This is a genomic window from Pseudomonas sp. NPDC090752 (assembly GCF_055584805.1).
The window spans coordinates 305,374-322,389 of record NZ_JBVJLI010000004.1 but is presented as its reverse complement, the minus strand read 5'-3'; the positions used below and the strand labels follow the sequence as shown (position 1 = coordinate 322,389).

Genomic DNA, 17,016 nt, shown 5'->3' with positions numbered 1-17,016 from the left:
TGCTCTACTCTGAGGTACCGCCTCCCCTCCTTGAAGGAAATGCAATGACCCGTCTCCGTGTCCTCTGTGCCGCCGTCGCCCTGGCTTGTGCCAGCGGCCAGGTACTCGCTGCCACCGCCAGCCACAATGCTGCCGCCGAGAAATTCCTGACCCTGGCCCACGCCGACAAGCTGGGCACCCCGGTGTACATGCAGGTCCAGCAGATGTTCGCCCAGCGCTTCGCCCAGACCAAGGCCCCGGCCGCCAAGCAGAATGTCCTGGAAAGCTACCAGGCCAAGGCCAACGCCGCGCTGGACGGTGCCATCGGCTGGAACAAGCTGAAGCCGAAGATGGTCGACCTGTACACCCAGACCTTCACCGAGCAGGAGCTCAAGGACCTGGTCAAGTTCTACGAGTCGCCGCTGGGCAAGAAAGTCCTGACCCAGATGCCTAAAGTCACCCAGCAGTCGGCCCAGCTGACCCAGCAGAGCCTTGAGCCTGCGGTACCGGTGGTCAACAAGCTGCTCGAAGACATGACCAAAGAGCTGGACCCGAATGCCGGCAAGGCCGCCGCGCCTGCGAAGAAGTGAGTAACACCCGATGACCATGCAGCAACGCATCGAGCAGCAGCTGACCGCGCTGGCGCCGCAGCACCTTGAAGTGATCAACGAAAGCCACATGCACAGCCGTGGCCAGGAAACCCACTACAAGGCGGTGATCGTCAGCGAGCAGTTCGCCGGGCTCAACAGCGTCAAGCGTCACCAGAAGGTCTACGCCACCATGGGCGAGCTGATGGGCGAAATCCACGCCCTGGCGATCCACACCTACACCGCCGAGGAGTGGGCCCAGGTGGGCGCCGCACCGGCCTCGCCGGTGTGCGCGGGTGGCGGCAAGCACTGAATCCTTTCCGTCATTCTGGTAGACTGCGCGAAAACCGGGGCCGCTCTGCGGCCCATTCGCGGCACAAGGCCGCTCCCACAGGTTCCCTGCTGCTCTCACGAGTTGCGCGGTCTCTGTGGGAGCGGCCTTGTGCCGCGAATGGGGCGCAGAGCGGCCCCTTGCATGCTCCCGTTTTAGCAACCCGGTTCGCCCCTTACGAGGGCACCCACCTGGAGATCCACCGCAAATGTCCCAAACGATCGTCGTGGCGGCGCTGTACAAGTTCGTCACCCTGGAAGACTACGTCGAGCTGCGCGAGCCGCTGCTCAAGGCCATGGCCGACAACGGCGTCAAAGGTACCCTGCTGCTGGCCAATGAAGGCATCAACGGCACCGTCTCGGCTACTCGCGAAGGCATCGACGGCCTGCTCGCCTGGCTGCGCAACGACCCGCGCCTGGTGGATGTCGACCACAAAGAGTCCTACTGCGACGAGCAGCCGTTCTACCGTACCAAGGTCAAGCTCAAGAAAGAGATCGTCACCCTCGGCGTGCCGGGCGTGGACCCCAACCAGGCGGTCGGCACCTATGTCGATCCCAAGGACTGGAACGCCCTGATCAGCGACCCGGAAGTGTTGCTGATCGACACCCGCAACGACTACGAGGTGGCCATCGGCACCTTCAAGGGCGCCATCGACCCGAAGACCGAAACCTTCCGCGAGTTCCCCGAGTACATCAAGGCCAACTTCGACCCGAGCAAGCACAAGAAAGTCGCCATGTTCTGCACCGGCGGCATCCGCTGTGAAAAAGCTTCCAGCTACATGCTCGGTGAAGGCTTCGATGAGGTCTATCATCTTAAGGGCGGCATCCTGAAATACTTCGAAGAAGTGCCTCAGGAACAAAGCCTGTGGGACGGCGACTGCTTCGTCTTCGACAACCGCGTCACGGTGCGCCATGACCTGAGCGAAGGCGAGTATGACCAGTGCCATGCCTGCCGCCACCCGATCAATGTGGAGGAGCGCGCGTCCGAGCATTATTCGCCAGGTGTGAGCTGCCCGCATTGCTGGGACAGCCTGAGCGAGAAGACCCGGCGCAGCGCCATCGACCGGCAGAAGCAGATCGAGCTGGCCAAGGCCCGCAATCTGCCGCACCCGATCGGTTTCAACTACAAAGCCGAGGCCTGATGCATGACTGCACGCCTGCTCTATGTGATGGACCCGATGTGCTCCTGGTGCTGGGGTTTCGCACCCGTGGCCGAGGCCCTGATCGCCCAGGCGCGTGAAGCGGGCGTGACCACGCAGCTGGTACCGGGTGGCCTGCGTAGTGGCGGCAGCGCGCTGGATGCCTCGACCCGCAAGTACATCCTCGAGCATTGGCAGGCGGTGGCCGAGGCCACTGGGCAGCCGTTCCGTTTCGAGGGGGCGATGCCCGAGGGCTTCGTCTACGACACCGAGCCCGCCTGCCGCGCGCTGGTCGCTGCCCGCGAGCTGGATGCCGAGCGCGTCTGGCCGCTGCTCAAGCTGATCCAGGGTTCGTTCTACGCGCAAGGCGTGGACGTCACCACCGCACCGCAGCTGGTCGAGCTGGCCGAGCAGGCCGGCTTCGATCGCGCAGCCTTTGCCGACGCCTTTACCCGTGCCGATACCCGCGCCGCTACGGCCGCCGATTTCAGCTGGGTGCAGGACCTGGGTATTGCCGGATTTCCGACCCTGCTGGCCGAGCGCAACGGCCAGCTGGCGCTGTTGACCAATGGCTACCAACCGCTGGACAGCCTGCAACCCTTGCTTGGCCGCTGGCTGCAGCAGGCCGCCTGTGCTTGACCTGCCAGGGTCGTCCGACCCAGTGCCAGGGAAGCCTGCTGCTGTGCCTGATCGCCTGAGCTGGGCGGAAATTCGCCGCCTGGCGCTGCATCACAAGAAAAACCTCTGGACCGCCAACCTGATCGCCGTGCTCGCAGCCTGCTGCAGCGTGCCGATCCCCTTGCTGCTGCCGCTGTTGGTTGACGAAGTGCTGCTCGGCCATGGCGATGCGGCGCTCAAGTTCATGAACCGTCTGCTGCCCAGCGGTTGGCAGGTGGCGGCCGGCTACATTGGCCTGATGCTGGTGGTCACGCTGTGTCTGCGCCTGTTCGCGCTGGGGTTCAACGTGGTCCAGGCCAAGCTGTTCGCGGGCCTCGCCAAGGACATCGTCTACCGCCTGCGTATTCGCCTGATCGAGCGGCTCAAACGCATCTCGTTGAAGGAATACGAAAACCTCGGCAGCGGCACCGTGACCACGCACCTGGTTACCGACCTGGACACCCTCGACAAGTTCGTCGGCGAGACCCTCAGTCGCTTCCTAGTGGCCATGCTGACCCTGACCGGCACGGCGGCGATCCTGATCTGGATGCACTGGCAGCTGGCCTTGCTGATTCTGCTGTTCAACCCATTGGTGATCTACTTCACCGTGCAATTGGGCAAGCGCGTCAAGCACCTCAAGAAACTCGAAAACGACAGCACCTCGCGGTTCACCCAGGCGCTGGCGGAAACCCTCGATGCCATTCAGGAGATTCGCGCCGGCAATCGCCAGGGTTATTTTCTCGGTCGCTTGGGCATGCGTGCCCGTGAAGTGCGCGACTACGCCGTGGACTCGCAGTGGAAAAGCGACGCCAGCGGCCGTGCCAGTGGCCTGTTGTTCCAGTTCGGCATCGACATCTTCCGCGCTGCGGCCATGCTCACGGTGCTGTTCTCCGACCTGTCGATCGGGCAGATGCTAGCCGTGTTCAGCTACCTGTGGTTCATGATTGGCCCGGTGGAACAGCTGCTCAATCTGCAGTACGCCTACTACGCCGCCGGTGGTGCACTGAGCCGGCTCAACGAGTTGCTGGCGCGTGATGACGAGCCGCAGTACCCGGCCGCCAGCGATCCGTTCGCTGGGCGTGAAACGGTCGGCATCGAAGTGCGCGACCTACGCTTCGCCTACAACGACGAGCCGGTGCTCGAGCACCTCGACCTGTCCATCGCCCCTGGCGAAAAGGTCGCCATCGTCGGCGCCAGCGGCGGCGGCAAGAGCACCCTGGTGCAGTTGCTGCTGGGCCTCTACAGCGCCCAGGCTGGGACCATCCGTTTCGGCGGCGCCAGCCTGCAGGAAATCGGCCTGGAAACCTTGCGCGAAAACGTCGCGGTGGTGCTGCAGCATCCCTCGCTGTTCAACGATACGGTGCGCGCCAACCTGACCATGGGCCGCGATTGCACGGACGAGGCCTGCTGGCAGGCGCTGCGCATCGCCCAGTTGGACGCCACCATCGCCGCCTTGCCGCAAGGGCTGGACAGCGTGGTCGGCCGCTCCGGCGTGCGCCTGTCCGGCGGCCAGCGCCAGCGCCTGGCAATTGCCCGCATGGTGCTGGCCGAGCCCAAGGTGGTGATTCTCGACGAGGCCACCTCGGCGCTGGACGCTGCTACCGAGTACAACCTGCACAAGGCGTTGGCGCGCTTCCTCAGTGGCCGCACCACACTGATCATCGCCCACCGCCTTTCTGCCGTGAAGCAGGCCGACCGGGTGCTGGTGTTCGATGGCGGGCATGTGGCCGAGGACGGCGACCACCAGCAGCTGATTGCCGACGGTGGCTTGTACGCCAAGTTGTATGGGCATTTGCAGCAAACCTGACGCTGTTGTCTAGACTGGCGGGCCTACTCGCGGGGCAAGCCCGCTCCCACAGGTAATCCACTGCATTGAATTCAGTGGAATACCTGTGGGAGCGGGCTTGCCCCGCGAAGCATTCAGCGCGGATCTTGCGTCATAAAAATCCCTCCATGCAGATGGCAAATGGCCTACGCTGTGCTTGTCTGGGTTGATTCGAGCCTTATCTGCTCTGTGACAGGGACTTCATGAAGGGAAATCGCACGCTAGAGGCGCCAAGGTTGCTGGGGATCATCTGGCCCTTCATCGCCGTTGTCATCTTCCAGGTGTTGTTGGGTAGCCTCAGCCTTTACGCGCTGTCGGCCGTCCGCGCCTATGTTGCGGGTGAAAGCCTCTGGTCCAAGGCGCAGAAAGACGCCATCTACTACCTCAATCTGTATGCCGAAAGCGGCAACGACAGCGCCTATCAGCGCTATCGTCAAGTGATCAGCGTGCCCCAGGGCGACCATCAGCTGCGCGAAGTGCTCGAGCAACCCGATCCGGACCTTGAAGCGGCGCGCCAGGCCGTTCTGCAAGGTGGCAACCATCCTGATGACGTCGACCGCATCATCTGGTTCTATCGCAACTTCCGCCAGATCAGTTACATGCAGACCGCGATCGCCTACTGGAACATCGGCGATGATTACCTTGCCCAGCTGGATGTGCTGGCCGACGACATGCGCGACGGCTTTGCCAGTGGCCAGGCAAGTTCTCGCCAGGTGAGTGAATGGCGGGCGCGGATCGTCGCCATCAACGAGGGCGTGACGCCTGCGGCCAAGGCGTTCAGCGATGCCCTGGGCGAGGGATCGCGGATGCTGCTGCGGGTGCTGATGATCACCAACCTGCTGACCGCGCTGTTTCTCATCGCCTTCGCCTGGCATCGTTCGAGCAGGCTGCTGGCCCAGCGCCAGGCATTCGCCAGCGCCCTTCAGGAGGAGAAGGAGCGGGCGCAGATTACCCTGCAGGCCATCGGCGATGCGGTAATCACCACCGACGTCGATGGCTGCATCGCCTACATGAACCCCGCCGCCGAACAACTTACCCACTGGCAGGCCGTGCAGGCCCAGGGCCTGCCCCTGACGGCGCTGTTCAGCCTGGTGGATGAGCAAGCCGAGAGCGACAGCGGCACCGTACTTGAACAAGTGCTCAGTGGCAGACTCAAGGGCGGCGCGGAACATGCCCGGTTGATCCAGCGCCTGGATGGCAGCACGGTCTCGATCAACCTGGTGGGCTCGCCGATCATCAACGATGGCCAGATGGCCGGCATTGTTCTGGTTCTGCACGATATGACCCAGGAACGCCAGTACATCGCCAACCTGTCCTGGCAAGCCACCCATGACGCCCTGACCGGCCTGGCCAACCGCCGAGAGTTCGAGTATCGCCTGGAGCAGGCGCTCAATGGCCTGGTGCGCCAGGCGGGGCGGCACGCGTTGATGTTCCTCGACCTCGACCAGTTCAAGCTGGTCAACGATACCTGCGGCCACGCCGCCGGCGACGAGCTGTTGCGGCACATCTGCGCCGTGTTGCAATCGGGACTGCGCGAGGGTGACACCCTGGCGCGTCTGGGGGGCGACGAATTCGGCGTGCTGCTGGAAAATTGCCCCCCAGACCAGGCTGAGCGGATTGCCGAGAACCTGCGGCAGGCCGTACAGAGCTTGCACTTCGTCTGGAAGGGCAGGCCGTTCGTGACCACCGTCAGTATCGGCCTGGTGAACATGGCGCAAGCGCCGTCCACCCTGGAAGCTTCACTGCGAGCGGCCGACATGGCGTGCTACATGGCCAAGGAAAAGGGCCGCAACCGCGTGCAGGTGTACCACGCCGACGACAGCGAATTGTCGATGCGCTTCGGCGAGATGGCCTGGATCCAGCGTCTGCACGTGGCCTTGGAGGAAAACCGCTTTTGCCTGTACGCCCAGGAGATCGCCCCACTCACGGCCATTGACGGGCCCGGCCATATCGAGATCCTGCTGCGCCTGCACGATGAAGGTGGCCGCACCATCCTGCCCGACAGTTTCATTCCCGCTGCCGAGCGCTATGGCTTGATGACCGCCCTCGACCGTTGGGTGGTGCGCAACGTGTTCCAGGTCATTCGCCAATGCCTGGACGAGGAGCGCGAAGGGCCGCTGTCGATGTGCGCGATCAATTTGTCGGGGTCGAGTATCGGTGACGACAAGTTCCTCGACTACCTGCAACGACTGTTCGTCGAATATTCCATCCCGCCACGGCTGATCTGCTTCGAGATCACTGAAACCATTGCCATCGCCAACTTGGGCAGTGCCATACGCTTCATCAATGAATTGAAAGGGCTGGGCTGCAAGTTTTCGTTGGATGACTTTTGTGCCGGAATGTCGTCATTCGCTTATTTGAAACATTTACCCGTCGACTTCTTGAAGATCGACGGAAGTTTTGTCAAAGATATGCTGGATGATCCCGTTAACCGGGCCATGGTCGAGGTGATCAACCACATCGGCCATGTGATGGGTAAGCGGACCATCGCCGAGTTTGTGGAAACGCCGTTGATCGAGCAGGCCTTGCAGGAGATCGGCGTGGATTACGCCCAGGGCTACCTGATCGAACGACCGCAGGTGTTCACCTGCGACAGTCTGCAGCGTCAACGGATTGCTGCACGGCCCCTGTTGCATCGGGCGCCTGGAACCTTTCGCTGAACAAGCGTCGGCAAAATCACAAGGATCAAGGAGCTGAATCGTGATTGATGCATTCGTTCGTATCGGGCCATTGATGGACCCCGCCAGTTACCCCCAGTGGGCGCAGCAACTGATCGAGGATTGCCGCGAGAGCAAGCGCCGGGTGGTCGAGCATGAGTTCTACCAGCGCCTGCGCGACGGCCAACTGCGCCAGACGACCATTCGCCAGTACCTGATTGGCGGCTGGCCGGTGGTCGAGCAGTTCTCGCTGTACATGGCGCACAACTTGACCAAGACCCGCTTCGCCCGCCATCCCGGCGAAGACATGGCGCGGCGCTGGCTGATGCGCAATATCCGCGTCGAGCTCAACCACGCCGACTACTGGGTGCACTGGTGCCATGCCCATGGCATTCACCTGCACGAACTGCAGTCCCAGGAGGTGCCGGCGGAGCTCAACGGGCTCAATGACTGGTGCTGGCGGGTGTGCTCCACCGAGTCGCTGGCCATCGCCATGGCGGCCACCAACTACGCCATCGAAGGGGCGACCGGGGAGTGGTCGGCGGTGGTTTGCGCCGAGGACACCTATGCCATGGGTTTCCCGGAAGATCAGCGCAAGCGCGCCATGAAGTGGCTGAAGATGCATGCGCAGTACGATGATGCGCACCCGTGGGAGGCGTTGGAGATTATCTGCACCCTGGCTGGTGAGAACCCGACCCTGGGGCTGCGCAACGAACTGCGCAGGGCAATCTGCAAGAGCTATGACTGCATGTACCTGTTCCTGGAACGGTGCATGCAGATGGAGGGGCGTCAGCAGGGGCGCATGCGCCCGGCACTGGCTGCGGGTTAGGCAGTTCCGGCCTTTTCGCGGGCAAGCCCGCTCCCACAGGATTGCGAGCACCTCGGTATCTGTGGGAGCGGGCTTGCCCGCGAAGAAACACCCCGGCAATTATTGGGCGTTAAAGGCCTGCCCATTCACCCCCGTACTGTCCGGCCCCATTAGGTACAGGTACACCGGCATGATCTCTTCGGGCAGCGGATTGTTCTGCGGGTTCTCGCTCGGATAAGCCTGCGCCCGCATCGCCGTCCGTGTAGCACCCGGGTTGATGCTGTTGGAACGCACCGGCGCCACGCCTTCCAGTTCATCGGCGAGGGTCTGCATCAGCCCCTCGGTGGCGAACTTCGACACCCCGTAAGCCCCCCAGTAAGCCCGGCCCTTGCGCCCGACGCTGCTGGAGGTGAACACCACCGAGGCGTCTTCCGACAGCTTGAGCAACGGCAGCAGGGTGCTGGTGAGCATGAACGTGGCATCGACGTTGATGTGCATCACGCGCATGAAATTGTCGCCCGAGAGCTGCTCCAGCGGTGTACGCGGACCGATGATAGAGGCGTTGTTGAGCAGCCCGTCGAGGCGACCGAACTGTTCTTCGACCATGACCGCCAGTTCGTCGTACTGGTGGGGCAGGGCGGTTTCCAGGTTGAACGGGATTACCACGGGTTGTGGGTGGCCGGCGGCCTCGATTTCATCGTAGACCTCATTCAGGTTGGCCTCGGTCTTGCCCAGCAGCAGCACGGTAGCGCCCAGTGCGGCGTAGGCCTTGGCGGCTGCGGCACCGATGCCGCGGCCGGCACCGGTGACCAGGATGACGCGGCCCTTGAGCAGGTCGGGGCGGGCGGTGTATTCGAACATACTCGGTATCCTTGTTCAGCAGCACCCCTGTGGGAGCGGGCTTGCCCGCGAACAAGGGCAAAGCCCGTGCCATGCACCGCGGTGCCTGCTTCGCGGGCAAGCCCGCTCCCACAGAGAATGTGTCAGGTCTGGGTGGCGATGCTCAGCAGCCGCACAGGGCGCTGTCGATCACCTTGCGCAGTTCCAGCGGGTGGTCCACCACCACATCGGCGCCCCAGTTGTTCGGGTTGTCCTCTGGATGAATATAGCCGTAGCGCACGGCCGCGGTGCGGGTGCCGGCATCGCGGCCCGACTCGATGTCGCGCAGGTCATCACCGACGAACAGCACGCTGGCGGGGTCCAGGTCCAACGTTTTGCAGGCGAGGATCAGCGGCTCGGGGTCGGGTTTGCTGTTCTTAACGTGGTCCGGGCAGATCAGTAGCGCCGAACGCTCGGCCAGGCCCAGGCGCTGCATGATCGGCTCGGCGAAGCGCACCGGCTTGTTGGTCACCACGCCCCACAACAGGTTGCCTTTCTCGATGTCGGCCAGCAGCTCGGCCATGCCGTCGAACAACTTGCTGTGCACCGCGCAGTCACGCTGGTAGCGCTCCAGGAATTCCAGGCGCAGGGGCTCGAAGCCCTCGGCGTCCGGGCTCATGGCAAAGGTCGCGGCGACCATCGCCCGTGCGCCGCCGGAAATCACGTCGCGGATCAGCGTGTCGTCGATGGCCGGCAGGCCGCGCTCGGCGAGCATGGCCTGGCAGATGGCGATGAAGTCCGGCGCCGTGTCGAGCAGGGTGCCGTCCATGTCGAAGAGTACTGCTCGCAAACGCATGCTCATTCCTCGCGCAGGGTCTGGATCATGTAGTTGACGTCCACATCGCTGCTCAGCTTGTAGTGCTTGGTCAGCGGATTGTAGGTCAGGCCGATGATGTCCTTGACTTCAAGGCCGGCAGTTCGGCTCCAGGCGCCCAGTTCGGAAGGGCGGATGAATTTCTTGAAGTCGTGGGTGCCGCGCGGCAGCATCTTGAGGATGTATTCGGCGCCGACGATGGCCAGCAGGTAGGCCTTGGGGTTGCGGTTGATGGTCGAAAAGAACACCTGGCCGCCCGGCTTGACCATGCGGTAGCAGGCGCGGATGACCGAGGACGGGTCGGGCACGTGTTCGAGCATTTCAAGGCAGGTGACCACGTCGAACTGCTGGGGCATTTCCTCGGCCAGGGCCTCGGCGGTGATCTGCCGGTACTCGACCTGCACGCCGGACTCCAGCTGGTGCAACTGGGCTACGGCCAGTGGCGCCTCGCCCATGTCGATGCCGGTGACGGTGGCACCGCGCAGGGCCATCGCCTCGCTGAGGATGCCGCCGCCGCAGCCGACGTCCAGCACTTTCTTGCCGGCCAGGCTGACACGCTCGTCGATCCAGTTGACGCGCAGCGGATTGATGTCGTGCAGCGGCTTGAACTCGCTCTCGCGGTCCCACCAGCGGTGCGCCAAGGCTTCAAACTTGGCGATTTCGGCGTGGTCGACGTTGCTCATTGAACAGTCCTCTGAAACTTGTACGAATTGCGCGGGAGTATACCCGAGCGCCCAAGGCTGATGGTCGCTATAATCGCCGGCTTTTATATCCGAACGACGGGGAGAGGCAATGCGCGAGCAACTTTTGGCGGCGGAGAAGGTGACCGGCATCCGCTGGCATCGCGGCGCCCTGCACCTGCTCGACCAGCGCCTGCTGCCGTCGGAGGAACGCTGGCTGGCCTGCGACAATGTCGCGCAGGTGGTGGCGGCGATTCGCGACATGGCCGTGCGTGGCGCGGCGGCCATCGGCATCGCGGCGGCCTATGGCCTGGTGTTGGCCCTTGAAGATCGCCTGGCTGAAGGTGGCGATTGGGAAATGGATCTGGAGGAGGACTTCCTCAGCCTGGCCGAGGCGCGACCGACTGCCGCCAACCTGTTCTGGGCCCTCAACCGCATGCGCGAGCGCCTGCAACGCTTGCGCCCCGACGAGGACGTGTTGGCGATGCTGGAGGCGGAAGCCATCGCCATTCACGAAAGCGACCGCGAGGCCAACCTGACCATGGCCCAGCACGGCATCGAGCTGATCCGCCGCCACCAGGGCAATGCGCAGACTCTGCTGACCTACGGCAACGCCGGCGCCCTGGCCAGTGGCGGCTTCGGCACGGCGCTGGGGGTCATCCGGGCTGGCTTCCTGGAAGGCATGGTCGAGCGCGTCTACGCCGGGGAGACCCGCCCCTGGCTGCAGGGGGCGCGCCTGACCGCCTGGGAGCTGACCAACGAAGGCATCCCGGTGACCCTGTGCGCCGACTCGGCGCTGGCCCATCTGATGAAGAGCAAGGGCATCACCTGGGTGGTGGTGGGTGCCGACTGCATCGCCGCCAACGGCGACGTGGCCAGCAAGATCGGCACCTATCAGCTTGCGGTCAGCGCCATGCACCACGGCGTGCGTTTCATGGTGGTGGCGCCGAGCACCAGCATTGACCTGAACCTGGCCACGGGCGAAGACATTCCGCTGGAAGAGCGCGACGCCGACGAACTGCTCGATTACGCCGGCACCCGCGTGGCGCCGGATGTCGAGGTGTTCAACCCGGTATTCGACGTGACCCCGGCCGACCTGATCGACGTGATCGTGACCGAGCGGGGTATCGTCGAGCGGCCGGATACGGCCAAGCTGGCGCAATTGATGTGTCGCAAGCGGTTGCATTGATGCTTGTTTGTGCCGGCCTCTTCGCGGGCAAGCCCGCTCCCACAGGTGCATCACAGGTCTCGGTAATTGTGGAGAATCTGTGGGAGCGGGCTTGCCCGCGAAGAGGCCAGTACAGGCAGTAAAGAATCAAGAATCTTAGGTGTTGAGGCCACTTCCCAGCTCTCCCCACCGGCACTGCCTTTGTGATAACATCCGGCAGTTTCCAAGACCGCCCATCACGGCGGCCAATTTTGCGCAGATCCATGGCACAACTCATTGATTTGTCGTAAGTCGTCGCACCCCTATGCGCTGCGGCGGCGAGCTTCGTTCGGCCCTTGATGGAGCTGCGAAGTTTCACCAGAAAAAGGAATCAGGCTTCTCATGGGCGAACTGGCCAAAGAAATCCTCCCGGTCAATATCGAAGACGAACTGAGACAGTCTTACCTCGACTACGCGATGAGCGTGATTGTCGGGCGAGCGCTGCCCGATGCGCGTGACGGCTTGAAGCCCGTGCATCGTCGCGTACTCTATGCGATGAGCGAGCTGGGCAACGACTGGAACAAACCGTACAAGAAATCCGCCCGTGTGGTCGGTGACGTGATCGGTAAGTACCACCCGCACGGCGACACTGCGGTCTACGACACCATCGTGCGTATGGCCCAGCCGTTCTCGCTGCGCTACCTGCTGGTCGACGGTCAGGGCAACTTCGGTTCGGTCGACGGCGACAATGCCGCGGCCATGCGATACACCGAAGTGCGCATGTCCAAGCTGGCCCACGAGCTGCTGGCCGACCTGCACAAAGAAACCGTCGACTGGGTGCCCAACTACGACGGCACCGAGCAGATCCCAGCGGTCATGCCGACCCGTATTCCCAACCTGCTGGTCAACGGTTCCAGCGGCATCGCCGTGGGCATGGCGACCAACATCCCGCCGCACAACCTCGGTGAAGTCATCGACGGTTGCCTGGCGCTGATCGACAACCCGGAAGTCACCATCGATGAGCTGATGCAGTTCATCCCGGGCCCGGACTTCCCGACTGCCGGTATCATCAATGGCCGTCAGGGCATCATTGAGGCGTACCGCACCGGCCGTGGCCGCATCTATATGCGTGCGCGTTCCGAGATCGAAGACATCGACAAGGTCGGTGGTCGCCAGCAGATCGTCGTCACCGAGCTGCCGTACCAGCTGAACAAGGCGCGCCTGATCGAGAAGATCGCCGAGCTGGTCAAAGAGAAGAAGATCGAAGGCATCACCGAATTGCGCGACGAGTCCGACAAGGACGGCATGCGTATCGTCATCGAGCTGCGTCGCGGCGAGGTGCCGGAGGTGGTGCTCAACAACCTCTACCAGCAGACTCAGCTGCAGAGCGTGTTCGGCATCAACGTGGTGGCACTGATCGACGGCCGCCCGCGCCTGCTCAACCTCAAGGACCTGCTCGAAGCGTTCGTCCGCCACCGCCGTGAAGTGGTGACGCGCCGTACCGTGTTCGAGCTGCGCAAGGCGCGCGAGCGTGGCCATATCCTTGAAGGCCAGGCCGTTGCGCTGTCCAACATCGACCCGGTCATCGCCCTGATCAAGGCTTCGCCGACGCCGTCGGAAGCGCGGGAAGCGTTGATCGCCACTGCCTGGGAATCCAGCGCCGTGCAGGTCATGGTCGAGCGCGCCGGCGCCGATTCCTGCCGCCCTGAAGACCTCCCTGAACAGTACGGCCTGCGTGATGGCAAATATTTCCTGTCGCCGGAACAGGCCCAGGCGATTCTCGACCTGCGCCTGCACCGCCTGACCGGCCTGGAGCACGAGAAGCTGCTGGCCGAGTACCAGGAAATTCTCGAGCAGATCGGCGAACTGATCCGCATCCTCAGCAGCGCCGAGCGCCTGATGGAAGTGATCCGCGAAGAGCTCGAGGCGATCCGCGCCGAATACGGCGATGCCCGCCGCACCGAGATCCTCAACGCCAGCCACGACCTCAACTACGGCGACATGATCCCGGAAGAAGAGCGCGTGGTGACCATCTCCCACGGTGGCTACGCCAAGACCCAGCCGTTGTCCGCTTACCAGGCCCAGCGCCGTGGCGGCAAAGGCAAGTCGGCGACCGGCGTGAAGGATGAGGACTACATCGAGCACCTGCTGGTCGCCAACAGCCACGCCACCCTGCTGCTGTTCTCCAGCAAGGGCAAGGTGTACTGGAAGAAGACCTACGAGATTCCTGAAGCCTCCCGCGCTGCGCGTGGTCGCCCGCTGGTCAACCTGCTTCCGCTGGAGGAGGGTGAGCGCATCACCGCCATGCTGCAGATCGACCTCGAGGCCCTGCAACAGAGCGCCGATCCGGACGAAGAGCTGGAGGACGGCGACGAGAACGTGATCGAAGGTGAGCTGGTAGAAGTCGAAGAAGTCGACGAAGAAGACGGCGACACCCCTGAGTGGGTGGCGGAAGCGACCGGCGCGTACATCTTCATGGCCACTGCCTCCGGTACTGTCAAGAAGACCCCGCTGGTGCAGTTCGCCCGTCCGCGCTCCAACGGCCTGATCGCCCTGAAGCTGAAAGAAGGTGACACCCTGATTGCCGCGGCCATCACCGATGGTGCCAAGGAAGTCATGATGTTCTCCGACGCCGGCAAGGTGATCCGCTTCGCCGAAAGCGTCGTGCGCGAAATGGGCCGTACCGCCCGTGGTGTGCGTGGCATGAAGCTGGGCAAAGGGCAGCAGATCATCTCGATGCTGATTCCGGAGTCCGGCGCGCAGATCCTCACGGCGTCCGAGCGCGGTTTCGGCAAGCGCACCCCGTTGTCCAAGTTCCCACGTCGCGGCCGAGGCGGTCAGGGCGTGATCGCCATGGGTACCAAGGGGCGCAACGGTCTGCTGATTGGCGCCATCCAGGTGCAGGAAGGCGAAGAGATCATGCTGATCTCCGACCAGGGCACGCTGGTGCGCACGCGGGTGGGCGAGGTATCCAGCCTCAGCCGTAACACCCAGGGTGTGACGCTGATCAAGCTGGCGGCAGACGAAACGCTGGTGGGGCTGGAGCGGATCCAGGAGCCCTCCGAGGAAGAGCTCGATGATGTGATCGAGACGGACGAGGAGGGCGTCGAGACTGACGCGCCAGATAATGAAGCTGCGGGTGCCGAAGAGGCACCGCAGGAGTAAGCAAGCGTAAATCCCGAGCGGGGCGACCAAGGTCGCCCCGTTTGACTGATAAGAGCAGAGCGAGAGTGGATGTGAGCAAACGAGCCTTTAACTTCTGCGCAGGCCCTGCCGCGCTTCCTGAAGCTGTCCTGCGGCGTGCCCAGGCCGAGATGCTGGACTGGCGCGGCAAGGGCTTGTCGGTGATGGAAATGAGCCATCGCAGCGACGATTACGTGGCCATCGCCGAAAAGGCCGAGCAGGACCTGCGTGACCTGCTGTCCGTCCCCTCCAACTACAAAGTCCTGTTCCTGCAGGGCGGCGCCAGCCAGCAATTCGCCGAGATTCCGCTGAACCTGCTGCCGGAAAACGGCACCGCCGACTACGTCGAGACTGGCATCTGGTCGAAAAAGGCCATCGAAGAAGCGCGCCGCTTCGGCAACGTCAACGTCGCCGCCAGTGCCAAGCCTTACGACTACCTGGCCATCCCTGGCCAGAACGAGTGGCAACTGAGCAAGAACGCGGCCTACGTCCACTACGCGTCCAACGAAACCATCGGCGGCCTGCAGTTCGACTGGGTGCCGGAAACCGGTGATGTCCCGCTGGTGGTCGACATGTCGTCCGACATCCTCTCGCGCCCGATCGACGTCTCGCAGTACGGCTTGATCTACGCCGGTGCGCAGAAGAACATCGGCCCGAGCGGCCTGGTGGTGGTGATCGTCCGTGAAGACCTGCTGGGCCACGCCCGCAGCAGCTGCCCGACCATGCTCGACTACAAGGTCTCGGCCGACAATGGCTCGATGTACAACACCCCGGCGACCTATTCCTGGTACCTCTCCGGCCTGGTCTTCGAGTGGCTGAAGGAGCAGGGCGGCGTCGAGGCCATGGAGCAGCGTAACCGGGCCAAGAAGGACCGCCTGTACGGTTTCATCGACGCCAGCGAGTTCTACGCCAACCCGATCAGCCACAATGCCCGTTCGTGGATGAACGTGCCGTTCCGCCTGGCAGACGAGCGCCTCGACAAGGCCTTCCTCGCCGGCGCCGATGCTCGCGGCCTGCTCAACCTCAAGGGCCACCGTTCGGTGGGCGGCATGCGCGCCTCGATCTACAACGCCCTGGGCCTGGATTCCGTTGAAGCCCTGGTTGCCTACATGGCCGAATTCGAGAAGGAGCACGGCTGATGTCCGAACACGAGCTCAAGGCGCTGCGCGTGCGCATCGACAGCCTCGACGAGAAGATCCTCGAACTGATCAGCGATCGCGCCCGCTGCGCCCAGGAAGTGGCCAGGGTCAAGACCGCCACGCTGGCGGAAGGCGAAAAGCCGGTGTTCTACCGCCCCGAGCGTGAAGCCGCGGTGCTCAAGCGCGTCATGGAGCGCAACAAGGGGCCGCTGGGCAACGAAGAGATGGCGCGGCTGTTTCGCGAGATCATGTCGTCGTGCCTGGCCCTGGAAGAGCCACTGAAAGTCGCTTACCTGGGCCCGGAAGGCACCTTCACCCAGGCGGCGGCGATGAAGCACTTCGGCCATGCCGTGATCAGCCGCCCGATGGCGGCCATCGACGAAGTGTTCCGCGAAGTGGCGGCCGGGGCCGTCAACTTCGGCGTGGTGCCCGTGGAGAACTCCACTGAGGGTGCGGTCAGTCACACCCTGGACAGCTTCCTTGAGCACGACATGGTGATTTGCGGTGAGGTCGAGCTGCGCATTCACCACCACCTGCTGGTTGGGGAGAACACCAAGACCGACAGCATCACCCGCATTTACTCCCATGCCCAATCGCTGGCCCAGTGCCGCAAGTGGCTGGATGCGCACTACCCGAATGTCGAGCGCGTGGCGGTGTCGAGCAACGCCGAGGCGGCCAAGCGGGTCAAGGGCGAGTGGAATTCGGCGGCGATCGCTGGCGACATGGCAGCCAACCTGTATGGGTTGACCCGCCTGGCCGAGAAGATCGAAGACCGTCCGGACAACTCCACGCGTTTCCTGATGATTGGCAGCCAGGAAGTGCCGCCGACCGGCGACGACAAGACCTCGATCATCGTATCGATGAGCAACAAGCCGGGTGCCTTGCATGAGCTGCTGGTGCCGTTCCACGAGAACGGTATCGACCTGACTCGCATTGAAACCCGTCCGTCGCGTAGCGGTAAGTGGACCTATGTGTTCTTCATCGATTTCGTCGGCCACCACCGCGACCCGCTGATCAAGGCGGTGCTCGAGCAGATCAGCCAGGAGGCTGTCGGGCTCAAGGTGTTGGGTTCGTATCCGAAGGCGGTGCTTTGATTCAAGGCCCATGGGGCTGCTGCACAGCCCTTCGCGGGCAAGCCCGCTCCCACAAGAAATGGCCTTCACGGTCAATGTGGGAGCGGGCTTGCCCCGCG

At 63.3% G+C, this 17,016-nt stretch carries 14 protein-coding genes; 11 read left to right on the top strand and 3 right to left on the bottom strand.

Going from position 1 to position 17,016, the window contains the following annotated elements; genetic code table 11:
• Nucleotides 1–44 precede the first annotated feature (44 nt).
• The 7 genes from ACZ6YA_RS08700 (at nucleotide 45) to ACZ6YA_RS08670 (ending at nucleotide 8,003) form a co-directional block, all read left to right on the top strand.
• Nucleotides 45–569 (top strand): DUF2059 domain-containing protein, encoded by a 525-nt coding sequence (locus tag ACZ6YA_RS08700; protein ID WP_403133261.1) that lies wholly within the window; start codon nucleotides 45–47, stop codon nucleotides 567–569.
• 10 nt (nucleotides 570–579) lie between these two features.
• Nucleotides 580–879 (top strand): BolA family protein, encoded by a 300-nt coding sequence (locus ACZ6YA_RS08695; RefSeq protein WP_465896699.1) that lies wholly within the window; start codon nucleotides 580–582, stop codon nucleotides 877–879.
• Nucleotides 880–1,105: 226 nt separating this feature from the next.
• The gene (gene trhO / locus ACZ6YA_RS08690) at nucleotides 1,106–2,038 is read left to right on the top strand and encodes an oxygen-dependent tRNA uridine(34) hydroxylase TrhO (protein ID WP_465896698.1); all 933 of its coding nucleotides are present in this window, start codon (nucleotides 1,106–1,108) and stop codon (nucleotides 2,036–2,038) included.
• A gap of 3 nt (nucleotides 2,039–2,041) precedes the next feature.
• A complete protein-coding gene (locus ACZ6YA_RS08685; protein ID WP_465896697.1) occupies nucleotides 2,042–2,674 on the top strand; it encodes a DsbA family protein in 633 nt (210 codons plus the stop codon).
• Nucleotides 2,667–4,499 carry an ABC transporter ATP-binding protein gene (locus tag ACZ6YA_RS08680; RefSeq protein ID WP_465896696.1) on the top strand — a complete coding sequence of 611 codons (1,833 nt, stop codon included), beginning with the start codon at nucleotides 2,667–2,669 and terminating at the stop codon, nucleotides 4,497–4,499. Before ACZ6YA_RS08685 ends, ACZ6YA_RS08680 begins: the two co-directional genes overlap by 8 nt.
• Nucleotides 4,500–4,720: 221 nt before the next feature.
• Nucleotides 4,721–7,177, top strand: a complete 2,457-nt coding sequence (locus tag ACZ6YA_RS08675; protein ID WP_465896695.1) for an EAL domain-containing protein — start codon at nucleotides 4,721–4,723, stop codon at nucleotides 7,175–7,177.
• Between the two features lie 40 nt (nucleotides 7,178–7,217).
• A complete protein-coding gene (locus ACZ6YA_RS08670) occupies nucleotides 7,218–8,003 on the top strand; it encodes a TenA family transcriptional regulator (RefSeq protein ID WP_465896694.1) in 786 nt (261 codons plus the stop codon).
• Nucleotides 8,004–8,102: 99 nt separating this feature from the next.
• On the opposite strand, the gene ACZ6YA_RS08665 is transcribed toward ACZ6YA_RS08670, so the two are convergent.
• The 3 genes from ACZ6YA_RS08665 to ubiG all read right to left on the bottom strand — a co-directional run bounded on the left by ACZ6YA_RS08665 (nucleotide 8,103) and on the right by ubiG (nucleotide 10,358).
• Nucleotides 8,103–8,843, bottom strand: a complete 741-nt coding sequence (locus ACZ6YA_RS08665) for a YciK family oxidoreductase (RefSeq protein ID WP_465896693.1) — start codon at nucleotides 8,841–8,843, stop codon at nucleotides 8,103–8,105.
• Nucleotides 8,844–8,985: 142 nt separating this feature from the next.
• Complete coding sequence (mupP, locus tag ACZ6YA_RS08660) at nucleotides 8,986–9,657, bottom strand: N-acetylmuramic acid 6-phosphate phosphatase MupP (RefSeq protein ID WP_465896692.1); 672 nt, start codon at nucleotides 9,655–9,657, stop codon at nucleotides 8,986–8,988.
• A gap of 2 nt (nucleotides 9,658–9,659) precedes the next feature.
• Nucleotides 9,660–10,358, bottom strand: a complete 699-nt coding sequence (gene ubiG / locus ACZ6YA_RS08655) for a bifunctional 2-polyprenyl-6-hydroxyphenol methylase/3-demethylubiquinol 3-O-methyltransferase UbiG (protein ID WP_465896691.1) — start codon at nucleotides 10,356–10,358, stop codon at nucleotides 9,660–9,662.
• Nucleotides 10,359–10,467: 109 nt separating this feature from the next.
• Between ubiG and mtnA the strand changes: the two genes are divergently transcribed.
• The 4 genes from mtnA (at nucleotide 10,468) to pheA (ending at nucleotide 16,918) form a co-directional block, all read left to right on the top strand.
• On the top strand, nucleotides 10,468–11,544 hold the full coding sequence (mtnA, locus tag ACZ6YA_RS08650) for an S-methyl-5-thioribose-1-phosphate isomerase (protein ID WP_465896690.1): 1,077 nt from the start codon (nucleotides 10,468–10,470) through the stop codon (nucleotides 11,542–11,544).
• Between the two features lie 360 nt (nucleotides 11,545–11,904).
• Nucleotides 11,905–14,667, top strand: coding sequence for a DNA gyrase subunit A (gyrA, locus tag ACZ6YA_RS08645; RefSeq protein ID WP_465896689.1), 2,763 nt, complete (start codon nucleotides 11,905–11,907; stop codon nucleotides 14,665–14,667).
• A 71-nt stretch (nucleotides 14,668–14,738) separates the two neighbouring features.
• On the top strand, nucleotides 14,739–15,824 hold the full coding sequence (serC, locus tag ACZ6YA_RS08640) for a 3-phosphoserine/phosphohydroxythreonine transaminase (RefSeq protein ID WP_465896688.1): 1,086 nt from the start codon (nucleotides 14,739–14,741) through the stop codon (nucleotides 15,822–15,824).
• Nucleotides 15,824–16,918 (top strand): prephenate dehydratase, encoded by a 1,095-nt coding sequence (gene pheA, locus ACZ6YA_RS08635; protein WP_465896687.1) that lies wholly within the window; start codon nucleotides 15,824–15,826, stop codon nucleotides 16,916–16,918. The genes serC and pheA overlap by 1 nt, the downstream gene beginning before the upstream one ends.
• Nucleotides 16,919–17,016: the final 98 nt, after the last annotated feature.